Raw genomic sequence first — 26,070 nt, 5'->3', positions numbered from 1 at the left:
TATCCGGCCTCAGTTGATTTTTAAACCTCGCTGTCGGAATAGCTGACGGGAAAACTAATACTGAACCGCGTTCCTTTCCCTTCAATAATTTCTATTTCCATTTTCGCCTTTAACAGCTCACTCAATCGCTTTACGATAAACAGACCAATACCCTCGCCGGAGGAAGAACTTCCGAAACCAAAAATTTCCTCCTGACCGTCGTCTTCAAAGCCCATATCCGGGGAATCAGACGTTAGTCGGGCAAGTACCTTATCGGGTAAGCCGGGGCCGGTATCGGCAACTGTAAGTACCCAACGTGTCTCCTTTCGTTCGTCTTTTTGCTGGGTCCAGCTTACCTTCACCTCCCCCTTGCGGGAGTATTTAATGGAGTTAAGTACCAGGTTCTGGGCAATCCGCCTGACCTTGACCGCATCTCCTTCCACCAGTAGAGATTCCGGACCTTCATTTCCTATCCGAAGCCCTTTTTCCTGTGCCAGCGGACCGGTACTCTCACAAAGTTCAAGCAGTAATTCGGCTACGTCAAACCGGGCAATCTGCAACTTTTCCTGTCCCGACTCGAGGCGGGAAAAATCCAGTAGCTGGTTCACCATGTGGGTTACCTGGCGCAGATTGCGCTGTAGCAAATCAAGGGTCTGGGTTCGCTCCTCGTCACTGTCAACTATATTCAAAAGGGAGGTAGCGCCCACAATAACGCCAAAACTACCCCGCAGGTCATGGGAGGTAGTTCGCAGAAATTCGCCCCGCTTCCGCACATGCTGACGCATCTGTTCCAGCGACTGAATGGTTTCGTTAGAACGCTCCACCTCCCGCATCCAGCGCTTTTGCTGCTGCTCGGCTTCCCGGAGGCTTGTAATGTTGAGACCGGTGATTACCACCCCGTCCTCCTGCTGAATGACCGAAATACCCAGCCAGTAGTCTTTTCCGTGGCGGGTACTCTGGCGCTCTTCGTAGAGCTGCCGGCCAGTTTGTAGTACCTCATTCAGTACTTCGAACGTGCGCTCCTCCCAGAGCCGGGAGGCTATTTTTTTCTGGGAGGTACCCAACAGCTTTCCAATGGGCCTTTGCAGGTAGGTGGCAAACTTTTTATTACAGACCGCCAGGCTGAAATCCACTACATTTCCCTCCTGATTTCGTACCGCCTTAAAGTACCCGATTTGGGCCGGGGAGCTTTCCAGTACTATCTGCATGCTTTCCGTTAATTTCCTTAATTTATTCTCCCCTTCAACCACCTTCGTTACATCCAGGTCAATGCCCAGTATACTTACCGGCTGCTGATTTTCATCGTAAATAGATTCGGTATTGATACGGATCCATTTTTCCTTTTTATCCACCTTTATCCGGAAGGTTTCTTCGGGGGGTGCCATGCCGGACCGCATGTGCTGGCTTAATCTTTCAACTGCTTTTCGGTCGGCGTCCAGTACATATTCATAGTAGGTATCCAGCGAAACCGGGCTACCCTGCTTCAGGCCAAAGAGGCGGTACATCCCTTCCGACCAGGTTAGTTGATCGGTGGCTATTTCGTACTCCCAGCTACCAATACGGGCCACCTCCTCCGACTGCCGGAGTATCTGGTACTGCTTAATGAGATTTTGTGTTCGCTCTGCCACCTGCTGCTCAAGTACCTCATTAAACTCTATAATTTTTTGCTCTGTCTCTTTTTGTTCGGTTATATCAAGAACAAACTCAACGCATTCATTTTCGCTTAACCGTTTCCCGGCAAAAAGGCCCCACCACCTCGAGCCATCCGGCCGAATGTATTGTTTTTCGTAAGGGGTATTTTGCCACCTGGTTAAAAACTCCTCCCTTGATTTAAGCGTTACTTCCATGAATTCTGGTGGCGTCAATTGGTCCCAGCGCGCTTTACCACGTACAAAATCTTCTTTGGCAAAACCACTCATTCGTTCAAACGCTCTGTTTGCATCATGGATACCTCCGTCCAGGTCAAAATAAATTACCCCAACCGTTTCGATTGAAATTGCCTTTTGCAAACGTTCTTCTGACTGCCGCAAGGCTTCCTCGGCTTTTGCTCTTTCTACCGCACTCCAGGTACGTTCTGCCATCTCTCCCACTAAGGCTACCTCAATGGCTGTCCACGTTCTGGGTAAGCATTGCGTGAGGCAAAGAATGCCAGCAGGCTTACCGTTTTTGATGACTGGTACATCCACAAAGGAAATTTTTTGCAGGTCAATACAGAGCTGCCGCAGGTTATCGTCCAACAAGTCCGTTGTATTAGAGTCTTGAACCACAATAGGATGCCCGGCATCCAGCACGGATTTGAAGAGGGGCATGCTGCTGAGCGAATAGGATGCCGCTATCGAAGGCAAGCCTTCCTTTGAGGCATCCTGCCGGATACTGGCCGTATCATTCTCAATTTCACAGTAATAGCACCGGTCTGCGCCAAAAAAGTGCATGGCGAGGCGGGTAGCCACGGCCTGAATTTCGAACGGGTCTGATACAGGACGCAACTCATCGCTTAATTGAAGTAAAAATGCCTGTCGCTCTTCACTTTCACGCAGAATTGACTCTGCTTTTTTTATTTCGGTAATGTCTTCAAAAGAAATAATAACCCCGTCACCCAGCTTAACCGTTGTGATATTAAACCAGTTGTCAAGGTGCTCAAAGATGTAACGCAACTGGTACTGATGCGGCTCTCCGGTTTCCACTACACATTTTACCACCTCATGATAGTCGGTACCCCTGAAACCAGCGTGGACTTCGGAATATAGTTTCCCTTCCAGATCATATCGCTTGTTGACTCTTTTGGTGGCCTGGTTAGCAAACAGGTATTCCATGTCCACCAGTTCACCCTCTTTGTTTCGTACGCTTTTAAGTACGCTCAACCCATTAAATGACACATCAAATACGGATTGCAACAGGTCCCTGTTTTGCTGCAACTCCTGCTGGGTTGTTTTTAGGTCAGTAATATCCTGGAAAACAACCACCACTTCCCGGCTGGCCTCATCACCAACCTTTGTGATGTAAAGGTCAAACCATTTTTGATCCGGCTCCGAGTATTGTGTCAGCCGTTTGCTTTCACCGGTAAGCGCCACCTCACCCGAAATTTGAAACCAAAAACTTTCATAGGCCGGATTGATTTCTTTGAGCGTCTTTCCGGTGAAGCTCATTCCGATAATGCGAACAGCCGCCGGGTTTTCTTCCAGGTAACGGATATCAATAGCCTTGTTGTCTTCATCGAAAATAACTTCACTCCGATAAAACCCTTCATCAATAGAGTTGAAAAGGGTAAAATATTTATCTGTCGCTTTTTGCGCCAGCTCCTCTTTCATTTGTAGCAACTGCTGTTCGGCCGCTTTTCTTTCTGTGATATCCTCGGTGGAAACCACAACCCCCTCACCCATTTTAGTGGCTACCGTGCGAAAGGTAGCTTTCATGCCATCACCATCGAACTGGTACTCCTGGTCGAAGGTTTCTCCGGTGTGAATGACCCGTATAAACGCTGGTAAAAGAGATTCGCGGGAACTGGGGAACAGTTCAGAATAACGGAAACCTACCAGATTACCAACACCGGATATTTGGGTAGTTACCTTATTTGAATAGGTAAAAATCAAATCAATGATGTTGCCGTTTTCGTCCCAAAGCGGTTTAAAAGCCGAAATGCTTACTGTTTGCGCTTCGGCTATGCCGTTCAACAAGGCCTGGCCTTCGCTGATGGCTTCTTCCGCTCTTTTCCGTTCAGTTTCATCCTGTATTGTAGCCAGCAACTTTTGGGCATTTCCTGCGTCGTCGACTACCACTATTCCGTGCGCGTGAATGAGCCGCATTTCTCCTTCCGGAGTAAATATACGCCGGTAGTAGGTGTACGGCTGTTTGTTTTCGACGGCCTTTTCAAGTACCTGTCTTACGGAAATAATATCTTCCGGGTGCGAGCGGGATTCAATAAATTCAATCGAAGGCTGAAATGAGTGGGGCTCTTCACCAAACAGGCGGTACATATTATCCGAGAACCGGAAGTTCATGGTGGCAAGGTCAGCTTCGTAGGTACCCATACCTCCCACTATTTCCGCTTTATTGAAGATAGCCACGGTTTTGGTTAACTCTATTTCCGCCTTTTTGCGGTCATTTATGGGCTGGCAGGAATAAATCAGGCCATCTTCGTGCCTGACCAGCGATACATCCATCCACATATCCAGGCCATCCAGGCCGTACCAGCACTCAAACCGGCTGGACTTCCCGGTTTGGTAAACTTCGATCATCCGTTCCCACAACTCGTGGGTACGGTACCCCGGCAGGCTGTCACTTATTTTGCGTTGGGGACCTATTTTTCCCTTTTTCCCCACCTTCCAGGAGTTTTCGCTGTTGCTGAGAATAACCCGGAAGTCCTCCACCTGTCCGGCGGGGTCAACCACGGCTTTCAGATAGTTAATCTGCACCTGCACCCCCTGAAACACATCCTGAAAGAGTTTCGAGGTTTTTTGAGCTTCTTCCTCCGCCCGCTTGCGATCCGTAATGTCTTCTATGGTCAGTACCAGGCCGTCTTCCAGTTTAACGGCAATAAGCCGGAACCAGTTACGGTAGCCCTTTCCGGTAAAGTACCTTTCCAGATCCGCCGCCTCCCCCGTTTCTACCACCCGTTTGTAAATATCAAACAGGCCATAGTTCCCATCCACCGGATTCAGCTCCAGGTACCTTTTACCAACCAAACTACCTCCGGCCACGGTTTCGGCCACTTTATTCTGCAATTGGTACTCAAAATCAACAATATCACCTTTTCCGTTTCGAACCGACTTCAGGACAATCATTTCAGAAAGTGCTCCGTTGAAAACCGCATCCAGCAGCCATACACTTTCAATGATTTCCTCGTAGGCCTGTTTCATGTTCGTCAGGTCCTGAACCGTACCAAACACCTTTACGGGTTTCCCCCGCTCGTCGGTGAGTACTTCGGCCCGGCGGTGTACGTAGCGAACAGCGCCGTCGGGCCGCACCACCCGGTGGAATATGTCCAGCGGCGCGCCCATGGTATGCGAAACCCAAATCTGTTCCCGCAGGGCCTTCTGGTCTTCGGGATGGATATAGTTGAATAGCCGGTCCACGACAAATTCCCCGTTCTCGGGTTCCAGTCCGTGAATCCGGTAAAACTCATCGGAACATATCATGGTATTGCCTGGCAGCGGACGCTCAAAGCTCCCGATATGACCCAGTACTTCGGCATTCATCAGGCGCGCGTGTTCGGAAATCAGCATTTCGTGCGTCTCTTTTTGCTCCTGAATGTCGGTTATGATTCCAATGGTCTGGAGTACAGTACCGTCCTCATTTCTTAAAAATGCCCGGTCCCTGACTTTAAACCAGCGCCACGACCCGTTCGCCACCTTCATGCGAACTTCAATTTCCTTTATTTCATCTTTTTTCAAATAGGTACATTCCGCAATGTGCTTCATGCGAGCCTGGTAGTCGTCCGGATGCAGTACTTCCTTAAAAATATTCTTCCCCAGGTTATACACCTTCTGGACGTTATCGTGCCCAAAAACCTCGACCGCCCTTTGGTTGATATAGGTAACTCTTCTTTTCTTAATGTCGAGGATATAAATAATATCCGGAGTTGTGTCCGTGATTTTTTCAATGAAGCGCTGTTGCTGAACATCCGCCAGCTGAAAACTTCCAATGCCATTTTTGACCGGCTTTTCTTCCCGGGCTTCTATCTTCGCTGCTACCTCTTCGGGGGTACTTACAGTGGTATTTCCGGCCGGATCTTCTTCGTTTGGGGCGGCATCGTCCAGGTACAATAGTTGGCCGCCCCTGTGCCGGAACTGGTCCAGGACGGTGGGCCACCTACGCTCCGCCCAGGAAGGTACTATGGCTATGGCAGGGGGGGCTGACTGATCCCAATCCGGGCCAAATACGGCTTCCGGAGTAGTGGGCCCCAACGCGGTAGAAACAAATACGCCGTTCTCCAGCTGAAGGCGGGCAGCAGGATACAGGACGTACACCTGATTGGGTAAAACCGCCAGTCCGGCAGTAGCTTCCCATACTTTAAGGGAGGTAGCCTGGTTTATTTTCAACCAAAACGGCAGTACGGATTGCCGGTCGGCTTCAACAAATAGAAGGAACGCGTAACTCGAATTTGCAGGTAGTTTTTCAAAAAGCCTGACTACTACTTCGGAAGCAGCAGACGGGGCAATAATTTTTATAAATAATGGGATTTTGTTACTCATTTTTTATTCAATGCTGGAAAGTACACTCTCTTGTGTGTACTGATTTTTAAGGAAAAACCCCCGCTTTTTGGATTAAGAAGAGAAGGAAGAAAGCCTAAACCAACAGCTTCTGCAATTTCTCCCTCCTCAACCTTCCCACGAATCAGCTTGTTGGAATATTTTCTAAATTATAAATAAATAAAGTGATAATTTTTCAATTATTTGCCATATTTAACGTTTTTATTTTCTTGATTAGGCGCATCTCGCACTGGTACCTAATAAAAATTCTTTTAATGTTTCATGGGTCTTTCGTCTGGTTTGCCCAGCTCATCCAGGGCCGCTCTGAAACCCAGCGCAAGTTGGGTAGCCGGTCCCCGGCCGTAGTAGTGAAGGAAGTACATACGGGGGTTGTCGCCCAGCATGTGGTTGTGCAGCGCCACTACCTCCAGGTTGTTGGCCCGTAGTGCTTTAATAACCGGATTTACCTCGTGCTCCAGCATGGTTATGTCACCCGCAATGTGGGCATTGTCTTTAGTACCCGCGAAGGAGGCCCACGAGTTAAGGCCCATGGCGGCGGTTATTTCGGTACCCATGGCTTCTACTGTCAAATCCTCCCGGCCAACCGTGTACTTATAGGTGGGCCCGTTGACCGTCCCGAAATTTTTTACAATAGCATCCAAACCCGGAATGTCAAAAATCTCTCCCGCTGCCCGCCCGGCCGGACCGGAAGCTGCGGGCTGGTTGGCCGGAAAAAGCTTGGTTTGCTTGATGGCAGCGGCGTACTTCTGGGCCAGTTCGGCGGTACTACCCATACCGTGCAGGTGCATGTAGAAGATCCGGGGCTGCTCGTAAAAAAAGTGGTTATGGATGGCCCCTATCTCGAGGCCATTAGCCTGTGCGGCCGAAATAAGCGGATTCACTTCTTCTTCCAGCAAAACCGTATCACTCATAAACACGGTAGCGTCTCCCTCCATGGTTTTCTTGAAGGCCACCCAACCCCCAAACCCAAACGGAATAGGTACGGCCTCGCCTTTCACCGTAATTTTTAGGTCGTTGCGGGGGAGGGACGTGGAATGGACTCCCTGCGCTTCTATATAAGTACCTTTTTTCCCCAGGGCCGTTTCAATGGCTGAAACTTCCTGGCGCGTCATGGGGGGGGCTATTTTTTGGGGGGAAGAGTAGGCTTTAGTACCTACCAGGCCGGACACACCCAGCAGTGCCGAGCTGCGGAGCAGCTCTCGGCGACTTAATTTTTCATTTTTCATATATATTTTGTACGGCTAAGGATTTATAAAGTAAGACTATAACCTTTCTGAAAAAAGACTGTTCAGGAATCCTGTTTTTATTTTTTACAGTCTCTAAATATCTGAATTTTAGGGTTTATTGTAACTAACTACCCTGGCCTTGATGGTATCTGCTTCACTGGGATTTGTTAGGAAAGATACCCACCCCTCCCGATAGGATTCTTTGGGGCAAAAAGCTACGTCGAGCTGGGCCACTTCCAGGGCTTCTCCGCCTTTTTCCAGGGCCATTTCAACTATTATGGATTCGGCCGTTTCGGCTCCTTTGTTGTGCACGATAATATGGTACCTATTGGGCTCATAGTGCCCCGGCTCATGAAAATATTCCAGAAACAGCTGGGGCGGCCCCTCGGAAACTGTTATGGTTTTATAAGTAAGATAGCCGATAATTATCAGCACCAGTACAAGGCCGGTTACCGCCACCACCCATTCAAGAGCGTTTTTTTTGTCGACATAGGTACTGTTTCCGCTTTCCATATTACTCTGTGTTGATAAACTACCGTATAAGAAGACTACCGGCCGAAGCACCCAACGATGAAAGTACCCCCAACGCTATGGTTTGGGAAACATTAACCGAAAAACTGGTATTGTCAAAGCGGCCAAAGAAGGAAAGTACCAGCGCCGAAGTACCAAGGGCTATCAGGTAGCTGAGACTGCTATGCAGTAGTAAAATCCTGGCCGCCACTTTGGACCCCTCTTTTATACCGCCTCTGAAATCGCTGTAAAAAATAATAAGCAGACACAGTGCAAGGGAAACCAGCGCCATAACCAGGGTTTGAATTGGTTTGGCTTCAATCCCGATCATCAGAATTTCTTCGGTTGGGGCCACGTTACCTCCCACCACTATACTACCACAAATACCCAGTATGAGCAGCCCGAAAAGACTGTGCTGCCGCTCTTCTTCGAGTTGTTTTATTTCTTTTTTCTTATCCCCATTATTCACCTCATACTCTGGCGACATACCTAACTGGGAGGTACCTATGGATACGCCAATTGATACGACCATGGCCTCAACGACCACCTTGCCCACTATTTCTATAAGCGACATGGTTTTAAAATCAATTCGCCCGAGCATCAATAAAATGCCGAAGGCCAATAGAAATCCAATGCCAATTTCCTCGAAAGAATCAATGACAACGCTTCGCCAGTTAGCTTCGGGGTGCATACCGGCGTACCGGTTATAACCCAACAGGAGTAAAAACGTAAAGAGTATGACCAGAATAAGTTCAAAGGGTCTGGCAATGAAACCTGACCACCATACTTCCATGGTGTATAACAAGGGAAAGCTGAATAGTAGTCCTCCTGCGATGCCCCGTCCGTACTCTTCCTGTGATTCACTGATTGGACGGTTAGAATCCTGCCTTTTCTCCATTCAAAACGAACGATGGATCTTTAAAAAAATAGTAATACGATAACCATTTAGGTGTATTAAATACTATGCCACCAGTTAATATACAAATACCGGTCAACCTTCGAAGTACTTTCCCCTTCCATTTAGGCCAAGTCCTGGTCCTTTTCCAGGAGGCTTATTAATTACCAGGGGAGTGGTAACAAGCGAAATGTTGACCCAAGTGATTACCCCCGTCGAATATTTACAACCTAACATCCACCGGGTTTTACCGGTTATAGTCTAAACGCAGGGTTTTACTACCCTTTGTAAAATAAATTCTACACAATAAATAAGAACGATCCAATGGCTGTGAACGAGGATGTTAAGGTAGGATTCCATAATTCTCACGAACAATTTAAACCCAGTGTACTCCTGGACCTGGTCCAGAAAGCCGAGCAGGCGGGCTTTACGGAGGCCTTGTCATCGGACCATTACTTTCCGTGGAGCGAAACCCAGGGTGAAAGTGGATTTGCCTGGAGCTGGCTGGGAGCGGCCATGCACGCAACCCAAATGAGTTTTGGCATAGTGAGTGCGCCCGTGCAACGCTACAGTCCGGCCATCGTAGCGCAGGCAGTAGCCACGTTATGCGAAATGTTCCCGCACCGGTTTTTTATCGCGGCCGGAAGCGGTCAGTTTCTCAATGAACACATCAACGGTGAAAAATGGCCGCCCAAACAAGCGCGCAACGAACGACTCAAAGAGTGCATCGATATAATGCGGGCGCTGTGGAGAGGCGAATCGGTTACCCACAAAGGCCACGTAACGGTGCAGGAAGCCAAACTGTATACCCGCCCGGACTATATTCCCCCCGTTATAGGACCGGCTATTACCGCCAAAACGGCCGAGTGGCTGGGAAGCTGGGCCGATGGCATGATTACTACCTCCCGACCACCCGAAGAGATGAAGAAGATTGTGGAGGCCTTTCATAAGGGGGGTGGAGAAGGAAAACCTATTTATGTAAAGGTGCAGCTATCCTACGATACAACCCGGGAGAAAGCCCTGCTGGGTGCCCACGCCCAATGGAAGAATAACATTTTTCCGTCGGCGCTGCTGTCGGATATACGTACTCCCGAGGGTTTTGACGCGGCTGGTAGCATGGTTACGCCCGAGCAGATGGAACCGCACGTTCGTATATCGGACAGCACCGACCAGCACATTGAATGGCTGATGAAAGATATAGAACTGGGGGTAACCCACCTGTACCTCCACAATGTAAACGTGGAGCAGGAGCAATTTATAGAAGTATTCGGGGAGAAGGTACTTCCGGTATTAACAAAAAACAATAGTCAGGTTTCGGTTTGAAACTGAGCCAGGCTGGTAGTACCGGGCGGGCGGGCTAACCCGGCATGAACGCTAAAAACTAATAAATAATGAGTGAAACTAACAAAGAGTACCTCTGGTGGCAAAAAGGAATAGTGTATCAGATTTACCCACGATCATATCAGGACAGCAACGGCGACGGTGTAGGTGACCTGAAGGGTATTCTGCAAAGGCTCGACTACCTGGAATGGTTGGGTGTGGAGGCTATCTGGATTTCCCCCATTTTTCCTTCGCCCATGGCCGACTTTGGCTATGATATTTCGGATTATACGGGTATCCATCCGCTTTTTGGCTCCATGGACGACTTTGATGACGTACTCAGAGAGGTCCACCGGCGGGGGATTAAACTCCTGCTGGACCTGGTACCCAACCACTCATCAGACCAGCACCCCTGGTTTCAGGAATCCAGGTCGTCGAAGGACAGTCCTAAACGGGACTGGTACATCTGGCACGATGCCCTGGAAGATGGATCGCCGCCTAATAACTGGCTCGCTATGTTTGGCGGTACCGCCTGGGAATGGGACGAAAACACCCAGCAGTACTATTACCACGCTTTCCTCAAGGAGCAGCCGGACCTGAACTGGCGCAACCCGGAGGTACAACAGGCCATGCTGGATGTCATGCGCTTCTGGCTGGACAAAGGCGTGGACGGCTTTCGGGTAGACGTTATGTGGCACATGATCAAGGATGTTCAGCTTCGCGACAATCCAATAAACCTGAATTTTAACCCCAAAGAAGACGTAACCTATAATCGGTTATCACCCGTATACTCCACCGACCAGCCCGAAATTCACGATATAGTACGAATGATGCGCGCCCTTACCGATGAGTACCAGGAGCGGGTTATCATTGGGGAAATTTACCTGCCGGTTCATCAGCTGGTAGCCTACTACGGGCAAAATGGAAAAGGCGCCCACCTGCCCTTCAATTTTCAGCTGATTTCGCTGCCGTGGGACCCGTTAAAGATTGCCACCTCCATTGATGAATACGAAGGAGCACTTCCGGAAGGGGGCTGGCCCAACTGGGTATTGGGTAACCACGACAACTCACGTATAGCCAGTAAGGTGGGGCTGGATCAGGCGCGGGTGGCAGCTACACTGTTGCTTACCCTGCGCGGCACCCCTACCCTATACTACGGCGATGAAATAGGAATGCGGGATGTACCCATTCCGCCCGATAAGGTACAGGATCCCCAGGGGCTGAATATGCCCGAACTGGACGTAAGCCGCGATCCCGAACGAACCCCCATGCAGTGGGACGAAAGCCCAAACGCGGGATTTTCGGAGGCCGAACCCTGGTTACCCCTACCCAAAAATTACAGTCGGGTCAACGTGGAAAGGCAACGTAAGGACGAGCATTCCATGCTCCTGCACTACCGGAAGCTGATCAGCCTGCGGCGAAAGGAACCGGCCTTGCACGTAGGTACCTATAAACCCGTTTTCTCGAACAAACAAATCATAGCCTACCTACGCGAGAGCGACAACCGGCGGTTTCTGATCGTACTTAACCTCAGCCACCGGTCGGGTTGCTTTTTACCCAAAGGCGATCCCCTGCGCGGGGAGGTCGTTCTGGGGACCGAAGGCGAACGGGAAGGGAGCCGGATTGAACATACTATTGAAATGGGTGGCGATGAGGCAATAATTGTCCTGCTCGATTCTTAAATTTAGCAACAACCTAGTACCTGAAACGGCGGCTTTCCCACGAGTACCCGGGAAGCCACCGTTTTTGATTATACCCAGGAAGGCCTGATCATAGGCTCTGGTATAATTTTTTTTATAACAATTGCCGGGAAGGTACGGTAGGATGAAAAAAGGGAAATGTGGTGGTGTACCTCTACAAAATCACTGAAAATTTATCTTTTTCAATCTTTATGAAACCTATTTCTATTTATAAGGCTAGCGCTACTACCCTATTTGTTCTGCTGCTTGTTGTTGTACTCTATTATGGGCGGCCGTTTCTGGTCCCCTTCTTTTTTAGTATAATACTTTCCATGCTACTGGTACCTATTGCGCGTCGCCTGGAAAGCTGGGGTATCGGTCGGCTTATGGCTACTATTCTCTGCCTGTTATTGCTGGTACTGTTTATTGCCGGCTTTGTGTGGGTAATCACCGCCGAAATAACCCGTATTTCCGAAAACCTGACCGAAATGAAACCCCGCCTTGACCAGGTTGTAAATCAGGTGCAGCAGTGGGTCAACAGTACCTTTGGAGTACCCCCCAGTAAGCAATCACAGTTTGTCAGCGAACAGGTAACCAAGCTGACTGAGTCTTCAACCGGGTTAGTTAAGAGTTTTCTGAACGGTGTACTGGGCATGGTAAGCTCTATAGTGCTGGTACTTATTTATATGCTTTTCCTGATGTGGAAGCGGGATAAATACCGGACCTTTTTCCTTAAGCTGGTATCCCGCGAAAGTAAACCCGACGCCAGGGATACCATAAAAGAAATTACCCAGGTCTCTTCGCAGTACCTGGTCGGCCGACTTATTTCCATGCTGTTCCTGGCCGTTTGTTATACGGTTGGGTTTTCAATAATTGGCCTACCCAATGCCATCTTACTCAGCCTCATTGCCGTTTTGCCTACCATTGTACCCTACGTTGGGCCGTTTGTCGGTAGTTTTTTTCCTGTCTCCATGGCGTTGCTGAGTAGTAATACCGGGCTGGTCATCCCGACCGTTGGCATACTGGTGGTCGCGCAGGCCCTTGATAATAACCTGATTGAACCGTTTGTAATGGGGGCAAAAATGAATCTCAGTCCCCTCTTTATAATAATTGGTATCGTGTTGGGGCAGCTGATCTGGGGCGTCGCGGGTATGATACTTTTTATTCCCCTGTTTTCAATCATCAGGGCGGTATTTGATCATATTCCGGTACTTCATCCTTACAGCTACCTGCTCGAAGACGATATATCCGAATCGGTCTGGATTGGAAATATAAAAGATTATATTAACAAGCTCAGAAACAAATAGGCAGGGCTATTGGTAGTTTTTGTACCCACACTAATTACCAGTACACTATTTTGACCAAACATGAAAAACCGAGTCTTTACTATACTGGTAACCTTTACGCTGCTCGTAGTAGGGCTCTACTTTTTCTTTTGGGGTCTGGTAAAAGCCAAGGCATTTCTGGCTCCTTTGTCGGTAGCCGCCCTGCTGGCCATGGTGATGCTGCCCGTAGCCAACTGGTTTGAGCATAAGGGAATTAAACGGGGCTGGGCAGCTCTGCTAACGGACTGTATTATTATCCTGTTTTTCGCGGTACTTGTCGGGGTACTTGCCTTTCAGGTAAAGAGCTTTTCGGAAGACTGGCCCCGTATCAAAAAAGAGCTTACCAGCCAAAGCCAAAGGATTCAGGAGTTTATCAGTGAAAAAACCGGCATATCGGTTGAAGAACAGAAACAGAAAGTACCCGGCAATATTTTGGGTGGCTCATCGTCGGGAAGTTCAGGTACCGGATCGTCCGGCCAGCCGCAACAACAGGAAGAAGGGGCTTCTACCGGACAAAGCAAGCAATCAGGAGGTGGTTCCATGTTAGCGACGGCGGGGAGTTTTATGATGCAGTTTTTCAATTTACTGGGTACCTTTCTGCTTGTCCTAATCTATATCTTTTTCTTCCTTCTTTACCGGAAAAAATTCCGAACTACTATACTGAAAGTAGTCCCGGAGCAGAAAAGTGAGGAAACTAATAAAATTCTGCAAAACATCCTGCAAGTATCCCAGAGCTACCTTTTTGGTCGTTTTTTACTCATTCTGATACTGGCAGTTCTTTATTCCATCGGCCTTCTAATCTCCGGAATTACCTATGCCATCCTGATTTCCGTTTTGGCCGCCGTACTTTCACTGGTACCCTACGTGGGCAATATTATCGGGTATGCACTGGCCATTGCCATGGTGCTGTTTTCGGGGAATGGTTCCACCGGGATAATAGGAGTAAGCATCACCTTCGGGTTCGCCCAATTTGTTGAAAGCTACATTCTGGAACCGTATGTGGTAGGAAATAAGGTGCATATTAACCCGGTATTCACTATTCTGGTGGTGGTACTGGGCAACGCGGTATGGGGGGTGATAGGTATGCTCATTTCAATTCCGGCCCTGGGAATGATCAAGGTAATTTTTGACCAGGTACCCGCTCTGCAACCCCTGGGGTATCTATTCGGCGAAGAAGACATTTCAGACGAGGATGACAGTCCCGATATGTTTGATAAGGCATTAAACTGGGCCAAACGCAAGTTTAAAAAAGGATAGGCAGGAATAAACAAAAACCCGGTACTTACAAATAGACAATACCGTTAGTACCCGTTGTTCTTTAATTACACTTACCTTTTAATCAATTCGTTTGCACGTCCAGTTGCCTGATTTCGGCTTTGTACTGCGGCGGTAGTAGTATGGATTTCAGTAGCCACTCACTCTTAATTTTCCGGCTCCACTTATACACGGCGAGTACCGGTTGTAACAGAGGTAAGGTACCTAACCCCAATAATTTATTTACTATAGGAGGTACTACCAGTACCTGAGCTTCCAGCAATAGCCGGTACCTGACCAGACCCAGATGCTTCCGGTACTGCCGGTACAGGTCCGAAGTAAAGTGGCTTTTGGCTAGGTCCCGGGCCAGGTGCTGGTCCCGCCTGAGTACCCATTCGTCATAGGTAGTTGGCAGGTCTTTAAGGCCCATCCTGATACCCACCCGGTTAAATACATCAAAAACCTCCGCTTTCTCTTCGTGGGTGAGCTTTCTTTCCAGTAATTCAAACGAGCGGATGGAATAGTCAATCAGCATAAAAAGCACATCGCGGTAGGCCCAGTCCGGAATGGTCGCGCCCCGGCTGGCTTCCACCCCCGCGTGAATGGCCGTAATGCGGTCAATAGCCTTGTTGGCTGCCTCTAACTCAGAGAAAACAATTTGCCTGGCATAGGCCACGGTGGAGAAAAGCCGCCCCAGCGGGTCGGCCGGAAGTTTCCCCGTATAGTACAACCAGTCAACCGCCTTGTTCAGCGCGAATTCAGCGGAGGCCCCGGCAAAAATAATCAGGATGGTGTCTCCTGTCCCCCAAATTTCCCGGACAATGGAGCCCTTTTTAACAAAATCTTGCATTTTCAAAAACTAAGGATAGTGTAAAAATAGATTACACTTTTATCTCTAATACGATTTTACAGGTAAGGTCGTTCGCCAACTCCATTATTTTCAAATTAATATTCTGAAAATATAACTTTATTCCAAACAAAATAAATAGGGACAAGTTGTAGTCTTGGACCTGCCGGAGTACCTCCTTAAATTTACTCCCATACCCTCTAATCAACCACCGAAATAAAAAGTTCAGACCAAAATTTTTTAACCGTGAAAAAGATGAGATGCGACAAATGTAGATTTTGGCTTTATTCCACCGATACAATTGGTGGTAGTTGGGGACAGTGTGTAAAACTGGACCACACCGTATATGATGGCTTTGAGAACGCGCACAAAACCCATGAAAGGCGTTCGATGGTACTTCGTAAAACTCCGTCTGAAATCCAGGCGGAAGGAATGGTACATAATCCGGCCAAACGTACATTTACCCACGAACATTTTGGCTGCGTAAAATTTAAAATAAAAAAGGAAGTTCATTAACTTTCAATACTTCTATCCTGGGGTCTGTATTTTTTCTTGATAACACCACTCCTGACCTGTATCCAGCACTATACTACCAGCACTATACTATTGGATACAGGTTTTTCTTTTTATGCCTGCCTGACGTGTACATTTACACGCTTAACAATCATAAGGTAAAAGTGCTTTCCACTCTTACTGAAACTTCAAAAATCCTGAAAGTCAATGTATAAAAACTCACCACAGAGTTGAGGCAAATCATAGAGGGCTCTTTCAGTAGGGATATTCATTCCTTCAAGGTGCCTGCCGAGACGGAAGCTGAACCCTGCTATATGAGGAGTGGCTCCAAAAGAGTAATAATTTTTTCTAAACATTTTTGGCTCTTTTTATGATTTTAGAGTAGTACACTTCTATGGTACCCGTACCGAAGTCCTGTTTTCAGGACCAGATAAATGGGGGGCAGAGCAGTAGTTGACCGGACGAGTAAGCTGGCAGAAGGAAGTGGATTGGACACCGAAATTGATTCAGTTGTACAAGTAGCAGAAAGAATAGATAAAAATTTATGGAAGAGTTTAGTAACCATACCTATCCCAAAAAAATGTTGATGACCGCCGATACCGTCGGCGGCGTCTGGACTTACTCACTGGAGCTGGCCAGGTACCTGGGTACCCTGGGCATTGAGGTCCACCTGGCTACCATGGGGGCCCTACCGGATGAAAAACAGCTAAAACAGGTTGCTACTATCAGGAATCTGGTGCTGCACCCGAGCGCGTTTAAACTGGAATGGATGGAGGACCCGTGGGAAGATGTGGATCGGGCCGGTGACTGGTTACTTCAGTTACGGGATCAGGTAAAGCCCGATCTGGTACACCTCAATAATTTTTGCCACGGGAACCTCAACTGGGGCGTACCGGTTCTGATGGTGGCGCACTCCTGCGTGTTCTCCTGGTGGGAAAGCGTAATTGGCGGTACTCCCCCCGATACGTACCAGGAGTACTTCCGGCGCGTACAAATGGGTCTTCGGGCGGCTGATCTGGTAGCGGCTCCCAGTCGGGATATGCTCACGTCCATTAGCCGGATTTATGGAAACCTGGAAAATAAGGCCATTATTCCCAACGGTTGCGAAACCATACCGCAGAATCCACAGGCAAAAGAAGATTTTATATTCAGTATGGGTCGGCTGTGGGATACTGCCAAAAATATTGAAGCCCTAAACCGGGTAGCCGCCGAACTTTCCTGGCCGGTGGTCATCGCAGGGGATAAGGAGGTACCAGGTACTTCCGGAAATACCACCTTCGGGCATGTCAATCATCTGGGCAAATTGAATGGTACCGAAGTTCAGGAAGTCCTAAGCCGCGCTTCCATCTATGCCCTGCCCGCTCGCTACGAACCCTTTGGACTTTCTATCCTGGAAGCCGCCAATTCCGGTTGCACCCTGGTATTGGGAGATATCCCTAGCCTCCGCGAAAACTGGATTGGAGCGGCCTTTTTTGTGGAGCCGGGCAACCAGGAGGCTCTCCACTATACCCTGACTACCCTAATTAACCGGCCGGAATTGCGGGAGAAATACGCCGAAAAGGCGGCCATCAGGGCCCAAGCGTTTACCCTGGATCGAATGGGCAAACTATACCTGGCCGGGTACAATCAATTATTGACCAAAGAAAAAGCATCCACCCAAAAGATGGATGGCATTGCTTAGCCAAATACATTCTGTACAACGAAAGCCACAGAAAAGCTTGTTTTCTACAAATTGTATCAGCGGACTGGTGGGGAGCGGCTGACTGTGAATTCAGGATAACCATCCTACCTATACTCTTAGAAATTAAAACAAACCCTGATTTGTACTAAAAACCACGAGCAGGGTAATCCGGTGGACGGCTGGAACAAGAGTGAGTACCTGTCGGCGATACAGCAGAACTGGCAGCAGGAGGTAAAAATGAAAACGGCCAAGTAGGCTGGAAATCAGAAGCAATCCGTTTATTTTACTGAACAATTGCTGAACCAGTCCCCCATGCTCGATTTCCGCCTGTTCGTATTTTATACTGTTGCCAAAAAACTAAGCTTTACCAAGGCCGCGGCCGAATTGTACATTACCCAACCGGCCGTAACCCGGCACATTCATGAGCTGGAACAGCAGTTTGGAATGGCTCTCTTTGAACGAACCGGCAAACAAATCAGGCTCACCACCGCCGGGGAAGTAGCGCTTCGGCACGCCGAAATTATCCACGCCAACTATCGCCAGTTAGAATACGAGCTGAACAGCCTGAAAGGCCGGCACTCGGGTACGTTGCGATTGGGGGCCAGCTCCACGGTTGCGCAGTATGTACTACCGCCGGTGCTGGCCCGATTCCACGAAAGACACGCTGAAATAACTATTTCGCTGCTTAGCGGTAATACCGAACAGATTGAGCAGGCCCTGTTGAATCGTGACATTGACATGGGAATTGTGGAAGGACGCACGCACCTCCACGAGCTTCGCTACACCCCCTTCGTTCCGGACGAAATTGTCCTGGTAAGCCGGGCGGAGCACCCCCTGGCGAAGCAGGATGAAGTTTCGGTGGAGGAGCTGAAAGGGTTTCCGTTTTTGCTGCGGGAGCGGGGGTCAGGTACCCTGGAGGTCATTGAACACGCGCTGCGCAAGGTAGAGGTAAAGCTGACAGACCTGACCATTGAGATGTACCTTGGCAGTACCGAAAGCATTAAATCGTACCTGTTTCATTCCAATTGCCTGGCTTTTATTTCCATTTACGCCATTGAAAATGAGCTGAAAGCCGGTACTTTCAGAGTCGTGGATGTTCAGGACCTCGAAATCTCCCGCCCCTTTTATACCATCCAGCGCCAGGGCGATACCGAACCCCTGGCCGATACCTTTCTTCGCTTCGCCCGCAGGTACTATAACCAGGGCTAATGACACATAACAAATAGTAATTGGTCTCTCCTTTCCGGCTCCCTTACCTTTGAACCATCAAAAGGCCGCTACCGTCTTATTTACTAATCTTTATAATCCGGGTAGGGAGTACCATTTAACTTCTAAAAAAATGATAACTACTGATTTATGTATAATTGGTGCCGGCCCGGTCGGACTATTTGCTGTTTTTGAGGCCGGTTTGTTAAAAATGCGCTGTCACCTCATTGATGCCCTCCCGCAGGTAGGCGGACAGCTTTCAGAAATTTATCCCCAGAAACCCATCTATGATATTCCGGGATTTCCCGAGGTAAAGGCCCAGGAACTGGTTGACAACCTGATGGAGCAGATTGCTTCCTTCAAACCTACTTTTAGTTTGGGTGAGCGGGTGGAGCAGCTCGAAAAACAGGAAGACAGGTCTTTCATCGTTGGTACCAACGAAGGTACCAAGGTACATTGTCAGGTGGTCGTGATTGCGGGTGGTTTGGGATGTTTTGAGCCCCGGAAACCAGAGATAGCGGGCCTGGAACACTTTGAAGGCAAAGGGGTAGGTTATATGGTCAAAAATCCGGAACTGCTCCGCGACCGCCGGGTGGTACTGGCCGGAGGCGGCGACTCCGCCCTCGACTGGACTATCTTTCTGGCCGATGTGGCCAGGGAAGTTACGCTCGTTCACAGAAGCGATACCTTCCGGGGAGCACCCGACTCAGCCGAAAAGGTTTTTGACCTGGCCAAAGAAGGAAAAATTAACCTTATCCTGAACTCGAATATTAGCTCCATCAGTGGAAACGGCCACCTAAAAGAAGTGACTGTGGTGGCCAAAGACAAAAGCCAGACCACCTTCGGGGCCGACAACCTGATTGCCCTCTTTGGGCTTACCCCTAAGCTGGGGCCCATTGCCGACTGGAACCTGGCCATTGATAAATCAGCCATCAGCGTCAATACCTTTGACTACAGTACCAGCGTGGAACGCATCTATGCCATCGGCGATATTAATACCTACCCCGGTAAGCTGAAACTGATTCTCTGTGGTTTCCACGAGGCGGCGCTGATGTCCCAAAGCGCTTTCAAATACGTTTATCCCAATCAAAAGCTAAGCTTTAAATACACCACGGTCAACGGGGTACCTACATTTTAGTTTATTTGTGAATATTGATTGAGAGATTGAGTGGATGGAATAAACTTCCTTTAATTACAGCAGGATGGCCGTCACTTACCACACAAAACCTAAGGCAACGACATTATAACCTAAAAAGCTAATACCTACTAATGATACAGTTTGTAGTGGAAGACCGTACCGGTGACCGGCAGCCGGTTGAAGTACCCGGGGGAATCGGACTAAACCTGATGGAGGTTTTAAAAGCTTCCGATTATACGATTCAGGCCACCTGCGGGGGCATGGCCCTGTGCGCCACCTGCCACGTGCAGGTACTGGAGGGGCACGACAATCTTCCCCCGGTCAGTGACGCGGAACTCGATATTCTGGACACCTTACCCACTGCCCATCCGGATAGTCGGCTGGCCTGCCAACTGCGGGTCGAGGAGTGCATGGAAGGGGCTTTGTTCCGGATAGCCAGTGAAGAACCCTGATAGAGCTTCCAAAACAATGCACAGGAGCCAGGCCGAAAGACTGGCTCCTTTTATTACCGGAAAGTCAGTCTTTCAACCACCCCAATCTTTCCCGATTTCTCCTGTTACTTCACAAAAAAAAAGAGAAATAGAGTAGTTGGTTCTAAAAATCAGTACTTTAAGGCCTAAATCTATCTCTATACTCACCTTTCAAAATCACTCACATGAAAAAGTCTTTTAAATGGATCGGTATTTCCTTAGGTGTACTTGTAGTACTTCTGTTTGGTGCCTTCAAGTTCATGCAGTACAATACCAAAAAAGCCAGCCCCGAGACAACCGCTACGTACCAGAAAGATGGTACTTCCATTGAAGTAGTGTACAGTAGTCCTTCTAAAAAAGGGAGAGAGATTTTTGGTGGCCTGGTCCCCTACGGAGAAATATGGCGGACGGGAGCCAACGAGGCAACCACCTTCACGACCAATAAAGCGTTGCAGCTGGGTGGCGAAGAAGTACCTGCGGGTACCTATACCCTCTGGACAATTCCGGGAAAAGACAACTGGACGGTATTGCTGAACGGCCAGGAATATTCGTGGGGACTGAATTTTGATGGGACGTCTCCCCGCGACCCGGCGGCCGACGTGGCTAAGGTGGAGGTTCCGGTGGAGCCGCTCGCGAACCCGGTGGAGCAGTTTGCCATTTCGTTTGATGAGGCAAATCCGGCCATGGTACTTGCCTGGGATAAAACCAGCGTAAGGGTACCTATTAAATAACTACTCATAAAAAGGAGCCGTACCTGAAAAGTACGGCTCCTTTGTTTTATTACAAATCAAGATTAGGCAGCCATGGCCATCTTCCGGCAAAAATAAAGGGCTTTGATTTTTTAAGTACCTGTATCAGGCTACGTCACAAATTCCTATACTTTGCTTGAGCGATGCCAGGGCGTCGGAGCGTTTGGGAATAAACTCCTGCGCCACAAACCCTTTATAGCCCGTATCAACAATTGCCTTCATAATAGCGGGGTAGTTGAGCTCCTGAGTTTCGTCAATTTCGGCCCGGCCGGGTACTCCTCCGGTGTGGTAATGACCAAAGTACTGGTGATTTTTTTTGATAGTGGCTATTACGTCCCCTTCCATGATCTGCATGTGGTAAATATCGTAGAGCAATTTAAATCGCTCCGAACCTACCCTTTTGCAAAGTTCAACGCCCCAGGCTGTTTTGTCGCACATATAGTCCGGATGGTTCACCTTGCTATTGAGCAGTTCCATAATCACGGTTACCTTATGTTTTTCCGCTGAGGGCATTAGGCGTTTCAGGCCAATGGCGGCGTTTTCAAGTCCTTTTTCATCCGCCATGCCATTCCGGTTTCCCGAAAAACAAATGACGGTATTGTAACCCGCCTCGACCAGTTTGGGGAAGAGCGCTTCGTAGCTCTCCACCAGGGCATCGTGGTACTGCGGGTCGTTGAAGCCCTTGGATATACCCATGCCGGCTCCGTTAGGCAGAGCGCAGGTTAGGTCGTATTTCTTAAGCGTAGGCCACTCTTTGGGGCCAAGTAGTTCAACGGATGAAATACCCATGGCTTTAGCCTCCCGGCAAAAATCATCCAGCGGTATTTTATTATAGCACCAATGGCACACGGAGTGATTAATTTTTCCTTTCAGTTCCGGGCTAAGGAGGTTGTCAGGGGCGGCGAAAGCTTTCGACAGTGTAAGGGGGGCCGAAAGTACAGCAGCACTCCCCACAATGTTTTTCAAAGCCGAGCGGCGGGATGTGTTTGGTTTCATGTCTATTGGTTAAAAATTAAAAGTAGCTTTCAGCTAAGGTACTATTAGTAAAGCAGGTACCTGTGGTAATCTCATGATAATAATTCAAGGACGGCTTCACCCTTTCCGTCGGGGGTTGAATAAAACGGACGTTTTTCAACTTCATAATGCGTATCCGGGGCTATACCCAGCGCGTGGTAAATGGTCTGATGTATCTGGTCAATCTTAATAGGTTTTTCAATGGTCTTGCAGGGCCGTTCGTCGGCGGTTTTACCGTATACATACCCTTTTTTTACGCCTCCCCCAAACATCAGGACCGAGCAGCCATCGGTAAAATGGCGGTGCATACCGTAAAATTTAGGGTCAGTCAGAATATCGGGTTGATTTACCTGTTCAAGTACCTTGGCGCCGGGCCTTCCTTCCACCATCATGTCCCGGCTGAACTCACTGGCCAGTATGACCATGGTCCGGTCGAGGTGCCCCGTTTTATCCAGGTCCTTTATCAGCTGCGCAATGGGTCCGTCAATCATTTTTTTCATTCCTTCCAGCCGGGTATGCCCGTTTTCGTGGGTATCCCAGCCCATAAAAGGCTCGTATTCGGTAGTCACGCTGATAAAACGGGCACCCTGCTCGGTCAGGCGACGGGCCAGCAGACACCCCAGCCCAAAGCGGCCGGTATTGTAAATATCGTAGCTTTCGCGGGGTTCGGTACTTAAGTCAAAGGCTTTGGCTTCGGGCGAATTCAGCAGCATATAGGCCTGCTCCATGGAGCGCTTCAGCGATTCCTTCTGGTAATCGCTGCCGTACTCACCGACCGGACTGTTGCTGACGAGTTCTTGGTAAAGTTGGTTTCGACGTTCAAAGCGCCGGGCATCCATTCCAACCGGCGGACGTACACTTTCAAGTCCGGAACTCGGGTCTGGAATCAGGAAGGGGCCAAATTCATTCCCCAAAAAACCCGACGTATGAAAGGCCTTCAGTTCCTCGGCCTCACCTACCGTAAAACGCTGCCCAATGTCAATAAAGGCCGGAATCACCGGATTCTTCGGGCCCAGTTCCTTGGCAATCCAGGCGCCCAGGTGGGGAGCCGCTACGGTTTGAGGCGGTTCGTAGCAGGTATGCCAGTGGTACTGGTGCCGGGAATGCAGAATATGCCCCATATCGGCCGCCACGTAGGACCGTATCAGGGTACCTTTATCCATAACCTGCCCGATGGACTGGAGGCCCTCCGAAAAATGGATACCATCAAGTACGGTGGGTACCGGTTTAAAGGTACTTAGTACCCGGTTTCCTTCCATGTCTTTCTCGTAGGGCGTGTACCTTTTCGGGTCGAAGGTTTCGGTATGGGCCATGCCTCCGGCCATCCAAAGCAGAATTACCGTGTCGGCGGTGGCGTTTTTACGTAATTCATCTACTTGGCTGCCGGTACGGCAGCCCGTGAGCAGGCTTGCCACCGGAGCACCAGCGGCCAGGGCAGCCAGGGAGGCGGCGCTTGTCCTTTTCAGAAATTCCCGTCGGTTCCAATCTTTTTTCATTGCCTGAAAATCTGTTTTCTAAGATAAGGTACTTGTTCGCCAAATGCTATTAAAAAATCAGCTGAAATTCGGGATGGAGGGCCATGGCCCAGGCCAGGTCCTGAATGCTTTCTTCGCTGGGCGTACTACCCAGAATTTTGCGGGCCGTAGCCAATTCATCCGACTGTGGTTCCCGCCCCAGGGCCTTTCGGTATAGTTCCCGGACTATCTCATCACTGTTTTTAAATACCGACTTCCACCGTTTTGCTCCCTGCTTAAGGGTTTCGTTGAACAAAGTACCGTTTGTCAGTTCCAGGGCCTGAAGCAGATTGGCCTGCGACGACCGGCTGGTCGACACCGTTTCCCGGTTAGGACGACCCAGCGCCGTGAGGAAGGGGTCATTCTTAACCAGAGCCGCCCGGGGAAATGGCAGGGTTGCTTTTATATTGGCAGGAAACACCTTGTCAACTACCGCCGAATCACCATAGATGGGTTGAATTGCTACACTCACCGCATCAGCAAACTGTTCGGCGGTCAGCCGACGCCGCAGCATTCCCCGGAACTGGTAGTCCTGGGCGGCAATCAGCGCCGCATCTTTGACCCCAACCGAGGGCAGCTGGTAGGTTTTGGAAATTAGGATCTGGTAAATCAATCTTTTAACATCATAGCCATTGGCCACAAAATCCGACGCCAGCCAGTCGAGCAGGTCCTGGCTCCAGGGTATATTGTCCATGACATCCACCGGCTCCACCATGCCTCGCCCCATCAGCTGCGCCCAGATACGATTTACCAGGGTCCGGTAAAGACGTCCGTCTTTGGGCTCGGTCAGGTACTCAGCCAACTGCCGGAGGCGCTCGGGTGTCGGTGCCTGAGCATCAATTTCGCCTAACTCCGTAAATAAGATTCGAGTCGTGGCCATTTTGCCCGTTGGCTTGTCACAGCGGTTAACCTCAAGGGTTGAATCCGCAAAGATATTGGCGAACCCGTAGGCATCTTCCAGTTTCCAGTCACTGATAAAGCTGTCGTGGCAGGAGGCACATTTCAGGTTCAGGCCGAGCAGTACCTGCGCCACATTTTGGGCGGCCTGCATTTCGGTACGCTGGCTGGCATTGATGGTACCCCGCCATTTTATTCCCCTGATAAACCCTTCTGATTCTTTGGTGGGGCTAATCAGCTCCTTCACAAACCAGTTGTAGGGCTTGTTTTTCTTCAAAGAAGTATACAGCCAGCTGGTGATATTGGAGCGCCCGCCCGTAATGTAGCCGGTACCGGTATAGTCATTGCGGAGGGCATCGTTCCAGAAGGTCAGCCAGTGCTGGGCGTAATCGTCGGGCCGGTTCAGCAGGGTTTTTACCAGTACCTCCCGTTTATCGGGACGCGTATCCCGGATAAACGTTTCAATTTCTTCCGGAGAAGGTAATAACCCTACTACGTCAAGGTACACGCGGCGCATATAAATCCGGTCATTGACCACACCTCCCCACCTGATTCCCTGCTTTTGAAAGTAATCATTCACCAGCCGGTCGATGGGATACACCAGCTCGCCCGTAACCGGAGGAAGCTCAGGCGTACGCGGTGCCAGGGAAGCCACCCGGTATATACTTTTTTCGGCTCCGTCGGGCCAGGGAGCCCCCTGCTTTATCCAAAAGTTAATAAGGGCGATTTCATTTTCGGTTAAACGCTTTCCCTTAGCGGGCATCGCTTTTTTGTCGGTATGGGGCAAGGTAATGCGCCGGTAAAGCTCACTTTCTTCGGGTTGCCCGGGTACCAGTACTACTCCCCCCTTACCGCCCTGAAAAACAAATTCTTTTTTATCCAGCCGGAGGTCACCCTTGCTCTTGGCTTCGCCGTGGCAGTTGTAACAATTGTGCGCCAGAATGGTCCTGAGTTCCAGATTCAGCTCCTCTATTTGCTGGGTACTCAGGGGTTGGTTGGTACTGGCGAAGGTAAAAGTACCAGTCGGAGCAGCGGAATTACTGGCCTTTCCCCAGGGAAGTACTTCGGTCAGGTAGGTGTCGCCGTGGGTCAGGGAAGAGCCGTAATGTCCGGCTACCATAACACCCATTACCGTCAGAGTCAGCAGGGCCCGGTACCATCTTTGGTAGCTATTTAGCAAGGCCAAGGCCGTACCTATACTCAGGACCATGGTGGCCAGGCCCGTCCATTGGTGTACCTCCAGGCTACTGCCCCCGTAGTCTTCCTGCGTGGCCAGCAACCAACCAAAAAGGGCAGTAGGTACCGCACTGAAAGCGCCCAGTAGTACCAGCGCCCGGATTCCGACTTTCAAATCCCGGGATTTTCGCTTCCAGGCTACCACTTCCAGTAACAGGGCCACACAAAGCAAACTGACCGGAAAGTGTACCAGCAGGGGGTGGAGCCGCCCCAGTAACTGCCACAACCAAAAGGTTTCGGTAGCCGCTTCTTCCAGGGGTGCCGTTTCCAGGCTCTGCGCTTTGCTCAGCTGGCTGCTCAAAGTTACCAAAACCAGCCCCACTACCCGGCCGTAGCTGTTCTGCATAAAAAGACGTAGCGTCGGGTAAAATGATAATCTGGGAAAGTACCTGATTTTCTTCATGCGGG

General features: G+C 49.5%; 17 protein-coding genes. 9 read left to right on the top strand and 8 right to left on the bottom strand.

What is annotated here, in order from left to right:
* Nucleotides 1-20: 20 nt before the first annotated feature.
* From VGN67_RS21220 to VGN67_RS21205, 4 genes are all read right to left on the bottom strand, one after another.
* A complete protein-coding gene (locus VGN67_RS21220) occupies nucleotides 21-6,170 on the bottom strand; it encodes a PAS domain S-box protein (protein ID WP_327488921.1) in 6,150 nt (2,049 codons plus the stop codon).
* Nucleotides 6,171-6,439: 269 nt separating this feature from the next.
* Nucleotides 6,440-7,414, bottom strand: coding sequence for a DUF1259 domain-containing protein (locus VGN67_RS21215; protein WP_327488920.1), 975 nt, complete (start codon nucleotides 7,412-7,414; stop codon nucleotides 6,440-6,442).
* 108 nt (nucleotides 7,415-7,522) lie between these two features.
* Complete coding sequence (locus VGN67_RS21210) at nucleotides 7,523-7,927, bottom strand: hypothetical protein (protein ID WP_327488919.1); 405 nt, start codon at nucleotides 7,925-7,927, stop codon at nucleotides 7,523-7,525.
* A 19-nt stretch (nucleotides 7,928-7,946) separates the two neighbouring features.
* Nucleotides 7,947-8,822 carry a TIGR02587 family membrane protein gene (locus VGN67_RS21205; protein ID WP_327488918.1) on the bottom strand — a complete coding sequence of 292 codons (876 nt, stop codon included), beginning with the start codon at nucleotides 8,820-8,822 and terminating at the stop codon, nucleotides 7,947-7,949.
* A 321-nt stretch (nucleotides 8,823-9,143) separates the two neighbouring features.
* Between VGN67_RS21205 and VGN67_RS21200 the strand changes: the two genes are divergently transcribed.
* The 4 genes from VGN67_RS21200 to VGN67_RS21185 all read left to right on the top strand — a co-directional run bounded on the left by VGN67_RS21200 (nucleotide 9,144) and on the right by VGN67_RS21185 (nucleotide 14,400).
* Nucleotides 9,144-10,142, top strand: coding sequence for a TIGR03885 family FMN-dependent LLM class oxidoreductase (locus VGN67_RS21200; protein ID WP_327488917.1), 999 nt, complete (start codon nucleotides 9,144-9,146; stop codon nucleotides 10,140-10,142).
* Nucleotides 10,143-10,210: 68 nt separating this feature from the next.
* Nucleotides 10,211-11,821 (top strand): alpha-amylase family glycosyl hydrolase, encoded by a 1,611-nt coding sequence (locus VGN67_RS21195; protein WP_327488916.1) that lies wholly within the window; start codon nucleotides 10,211-10,213, stop codon nucleotides 11,819-11,821.
* Between the two features lie 209 nt (nucleotides 11,822-12,030).
* Nucleotides 12,031-13,125 (top strand): AI-2E family transporter, encoded by a 1,095-nt coding sequence (locus VGN67_RS21190; RefSeq protein ID WP_327488915.1) that lies wholly within the window; start codon nucleotides 12,031-12,033, stop codon nucleotides 13,123-13,125.
* Nucleotides 13,126-13,185: 60 nt separating this feature from the next.
* Entirely contained in the window at nucleotides 13,186-14,400 is a 1,215-nt protein-coding gene (locus VGN67_RS21185) for an AI-2E family transporter (protein WP_327488914.1), read from the top strand.
* A gap of 82 nt (nucleotides 14,401-14,482) precedes the next feature.
* Here the strand turns inward: VGN67_RS21185 and VGN67_RS21180 are convergent, their stop codons facing one another.
* Complete coding sequence (locus VGN67_RS21180) at nucleotides 14,483-15,247, bottom strand: oxygenase MpaB family protein (protein ID WP_327488913.1); 765 nt, start codon at nucleotides 15,245-15,247, stop codon at nucleotides 14,483-14,485.
* Nucleotides 15,248-16,301: 1,054 nt separating this feature from the next.
* Here VGN67_RS21180 and VGN67_RS21175 point away from each other — a divergent pair.
* The 5 genes from VGN67_RS21175 (at nucleotide 16,302) to VGN67_RS21155 (ending at nucleotide 20,983) form a co-directional block, all read left to right on the top strand.
* On the top strand, nucleotides 16,302-17,438 hold the full coding sequence (locus VGN67_RS21175) for a glycosyltransferase family 4 protein (RefSeq protein ID WP_327488912.1): 1,137 nt from the start codon (nucleotides 16,302-16,304) through the stop codon (nucleotides 17,436-17,438).
* Between the two features lie 312 nt (nucleotides 17,439-17,750).
* Entirely contained in the window at nucleotides 17,751-18,647 is an 897-nt protein-coding gene (locus tag VGN67_RS21170; RefSeq protein ID WP_327488911.1) for a LysR family transcriptional regulator, read from the top strand.
* 130 nt (nucleotides 18,648-18,777) lie between these two features.
* On the top strand, nucleotides 18,778-19,782 hold the full coding sequence (locus VGN67_RS21165; RefSeq protein WP_327488910.1) for an NAD(P)/FAD-dependent oxidoreductase: 1,005 nt from the start codon (nucleotides 18,778-18,780) through the stop codon (nucleotides 19,780-19,782).
* A 131-nt stretch (nucleotides 19,783-19,913) separates the two neighbouring features.
* Nucleotides 19,914-20,234 (top strand): 2Fe-2S iron-sulfur cluster-binding protein, encoded by a 321-nt coding sequence (locus tag VGN67_RS21160; protein WP_327488909.1) that lies wholly within the window; start codon nucleotides 19,914-19,916, stop codon nucleotides 20,232-20,234.
* Nucleotides 20,235-20,437: 203 nt separating this feature from the next.
* A complete protein-coding gene (locus VGN67_RS21155) occupies nucleotides 20,438-20,983 on the top strand; it encodes a DUF2911 domain-containing protein (protein ID WP_327488908.1) in 546 nt (181 codons plus the stop codon).
* 123 nt (nucleotides 20,984-21,106) lie between these two features.
* On the opposite strand, the gene VGN67_RS21150 is transcribed toward VGN67_RS21155, so the two are convergent.
* The 3 genes from VGN67_RS21150 to VGN67_RS21140 all read right to left on the bottom strand — a co-directional run bounded on the left by VGN67_RS21150 (nucleotide 21,107) and on the right by VGN67_RS21140 (nucleotide 26,065).
* Complete coding sequence (locus VGN67_RS21150) at nucleotides 21,107-21,997, bottom strand: hydroxypyruvate isomerase family protein (RefSeq protein WP_327488907.1); 891 nt, start codon at nucleotides 21,995-21,997, stop codon at nucleotides 21,107-21,109.
* A 71-nt stretch (nucleotides 21,998-22,068) separates the two neighbouring features.
* The gene (locus VGN67_RS21145; protein WP_327488906.1) at nucleotides 22,069-23,511 is read right to left on the bottom strand and encodes a DUF1501 domain-containing protein; all 1,443 of its coding nucleotides are present in this window, start codon (nucleotides 23,509-23,511) and stop codon (nucleotides 22,069-22,071) included.
* Between the two features lie 49 nt (nucleotides 23,512-23,560).
* A complete protein-coding gene (locus VGN67_RS21140; protein ID WP_327488905.1) occupies nucleotides 23,561-26,065 on the bottom strand; it encodes a DUF1549 domain-containing protein in 2,505 nt (834 codons plus the stop codon).
* Nucleotides 26,066-26,070: the final 5 nt, after the last annotated feature.

It is taken from the genome of Telluribacter sp. (assembly GCF_035998675.1).
Classification (GTDB): Bacteria; Bacteroidota; Bacteroidia; order Cytophagales; family Spirosomataceae; genus Telluribacter.
Note: the sequence above shows the minus strand (reverse complement) of the source record. Positions and strands in the feature narration are given on the sequence as shown.

Excerpts from the sequence above, each read along its gene's own strand:
- VGN67_RS21140 (WP_327488905.1), bottom strand. The coding sequence starts at position 26,065 with ATGAAGAAAATCAGGTACTTTCCCAGATTATCATTTTACCCGACGCTA.
- VGN67_RS21150 (WP_327488907.1), bottom strand. The coding sequence starts at position 21,997 with ATGAAACCAAACACATCCCGCCGCTCGGCTTTGAAAAACATTGTGGGG.
- VGN67_RS21175 (WP_327488912.1), top strand. The coding sequence starts at position 16,302 with ATGGAAGAGTTTAGTAACCATACCTATCCCAAAAAAATGTTGATGACC.
- VGN67_RS21190 (WP_327488915.1), top strand. The coding sequence starts at position 12,031 with ATGAAACCTATTTCTATTTATAAGGCTAGCGCTACTACCCTATTTGTT.
- VGN67_RS21210 (WP_327488919.1), bottom strand. The coding sequence starts at position 7,927 with ATGGAAAGCGGAAACAGTACCTATGTCGACAAAAAAAACGCTCTTGAA.
- VGN67_RS21200 (WP_327488917.1), top strand. The coding sequence starts at position 9,144 with ATGGCTGTGAACGAGGATGTTAAGGTAGGATTCCATAATTCTCACGAA.
- VGN67_RS21170 (WP_327488911.1), top strand. The coding sequence starts at position 17,751 with ATGCTCGATTTCCGCCTGTTCGTATTTTATACTGTTGCCAAAAAACTA.
- VGN67_RS21160 (WP_327488909.1), top strand. The coding sequence starts at position 19,914 with ATGATACAGTTTGTAGTGGAAGACCGTACCGGTGACCGGCAGCCGGTT.
- VGN67_RS21145 (WP_327488906.1), bottom strand. The coding sequence starts at position 23,511 with ATGAAAAAAGATTGGAACCGACGGGAATTTCTGAAAAGGACAAGCGCC.
- VGN67_RS21220 (WP_327488921.1), bottom strand. The coding sequence starts at position 6,170 with ATGAGTAACAAAATCCCATTATTTATAAAAATTATTGCCCCGTCTGCT.
- VGN67_RS21205 (WP_327488918.1), bottom strand. The coding sequence starts at position 8,822 with ATGGAGAAAAGGCAGGATTCTAACCGTCCAATCAGTGAATCACAGGAA.
- VGN67_RS21155 (WP_327488908.1), top strand. The coding sequence starts at position 20,438 with ATGAAAAAGTCTTTTAAATGGATCGGTATTTCCTTAGGTGTACTTGTA.
- VGN67_RS21165 (WP_327488910.1), top strand. The coding sequence starts at position 18,778 with ATGATAACTACTGATTTATGTATAATTGGTGCCGGCCCGGTCGGACTA.
- VGN67_RS21180 (WP_327488913.1), bottom strand. The coding sequence starts at position 15,247 with ATGCAAGATTTTGTTAAAAAGGGCTCCATTGTCCGGGAAATTTGGGGG.
- VGN67_RS21195 (WP_327488916.1), top strand. The coding sequence starts at position 10,211 with ATGAGTGAAACTAACAAAGAGTACCTCTGGTGGCAAAAAGGAATAGTG.
- VGN67_RS21215 (WP_327488920.1), bottom strand. The coding sequence starts at position 7,414 with ATGAAAAATGAAAAATTAAGTCGCCGAGAGCTGCTCCGCAGCTCGGCA.
- VGN67_RS21185 (WP_327488914.1), top strand. The coding sequence starts at position 13,186 with ATGAAAAACCGAGTCTTTACTATACTGGTAACCTTTACGCTGCTCGTA.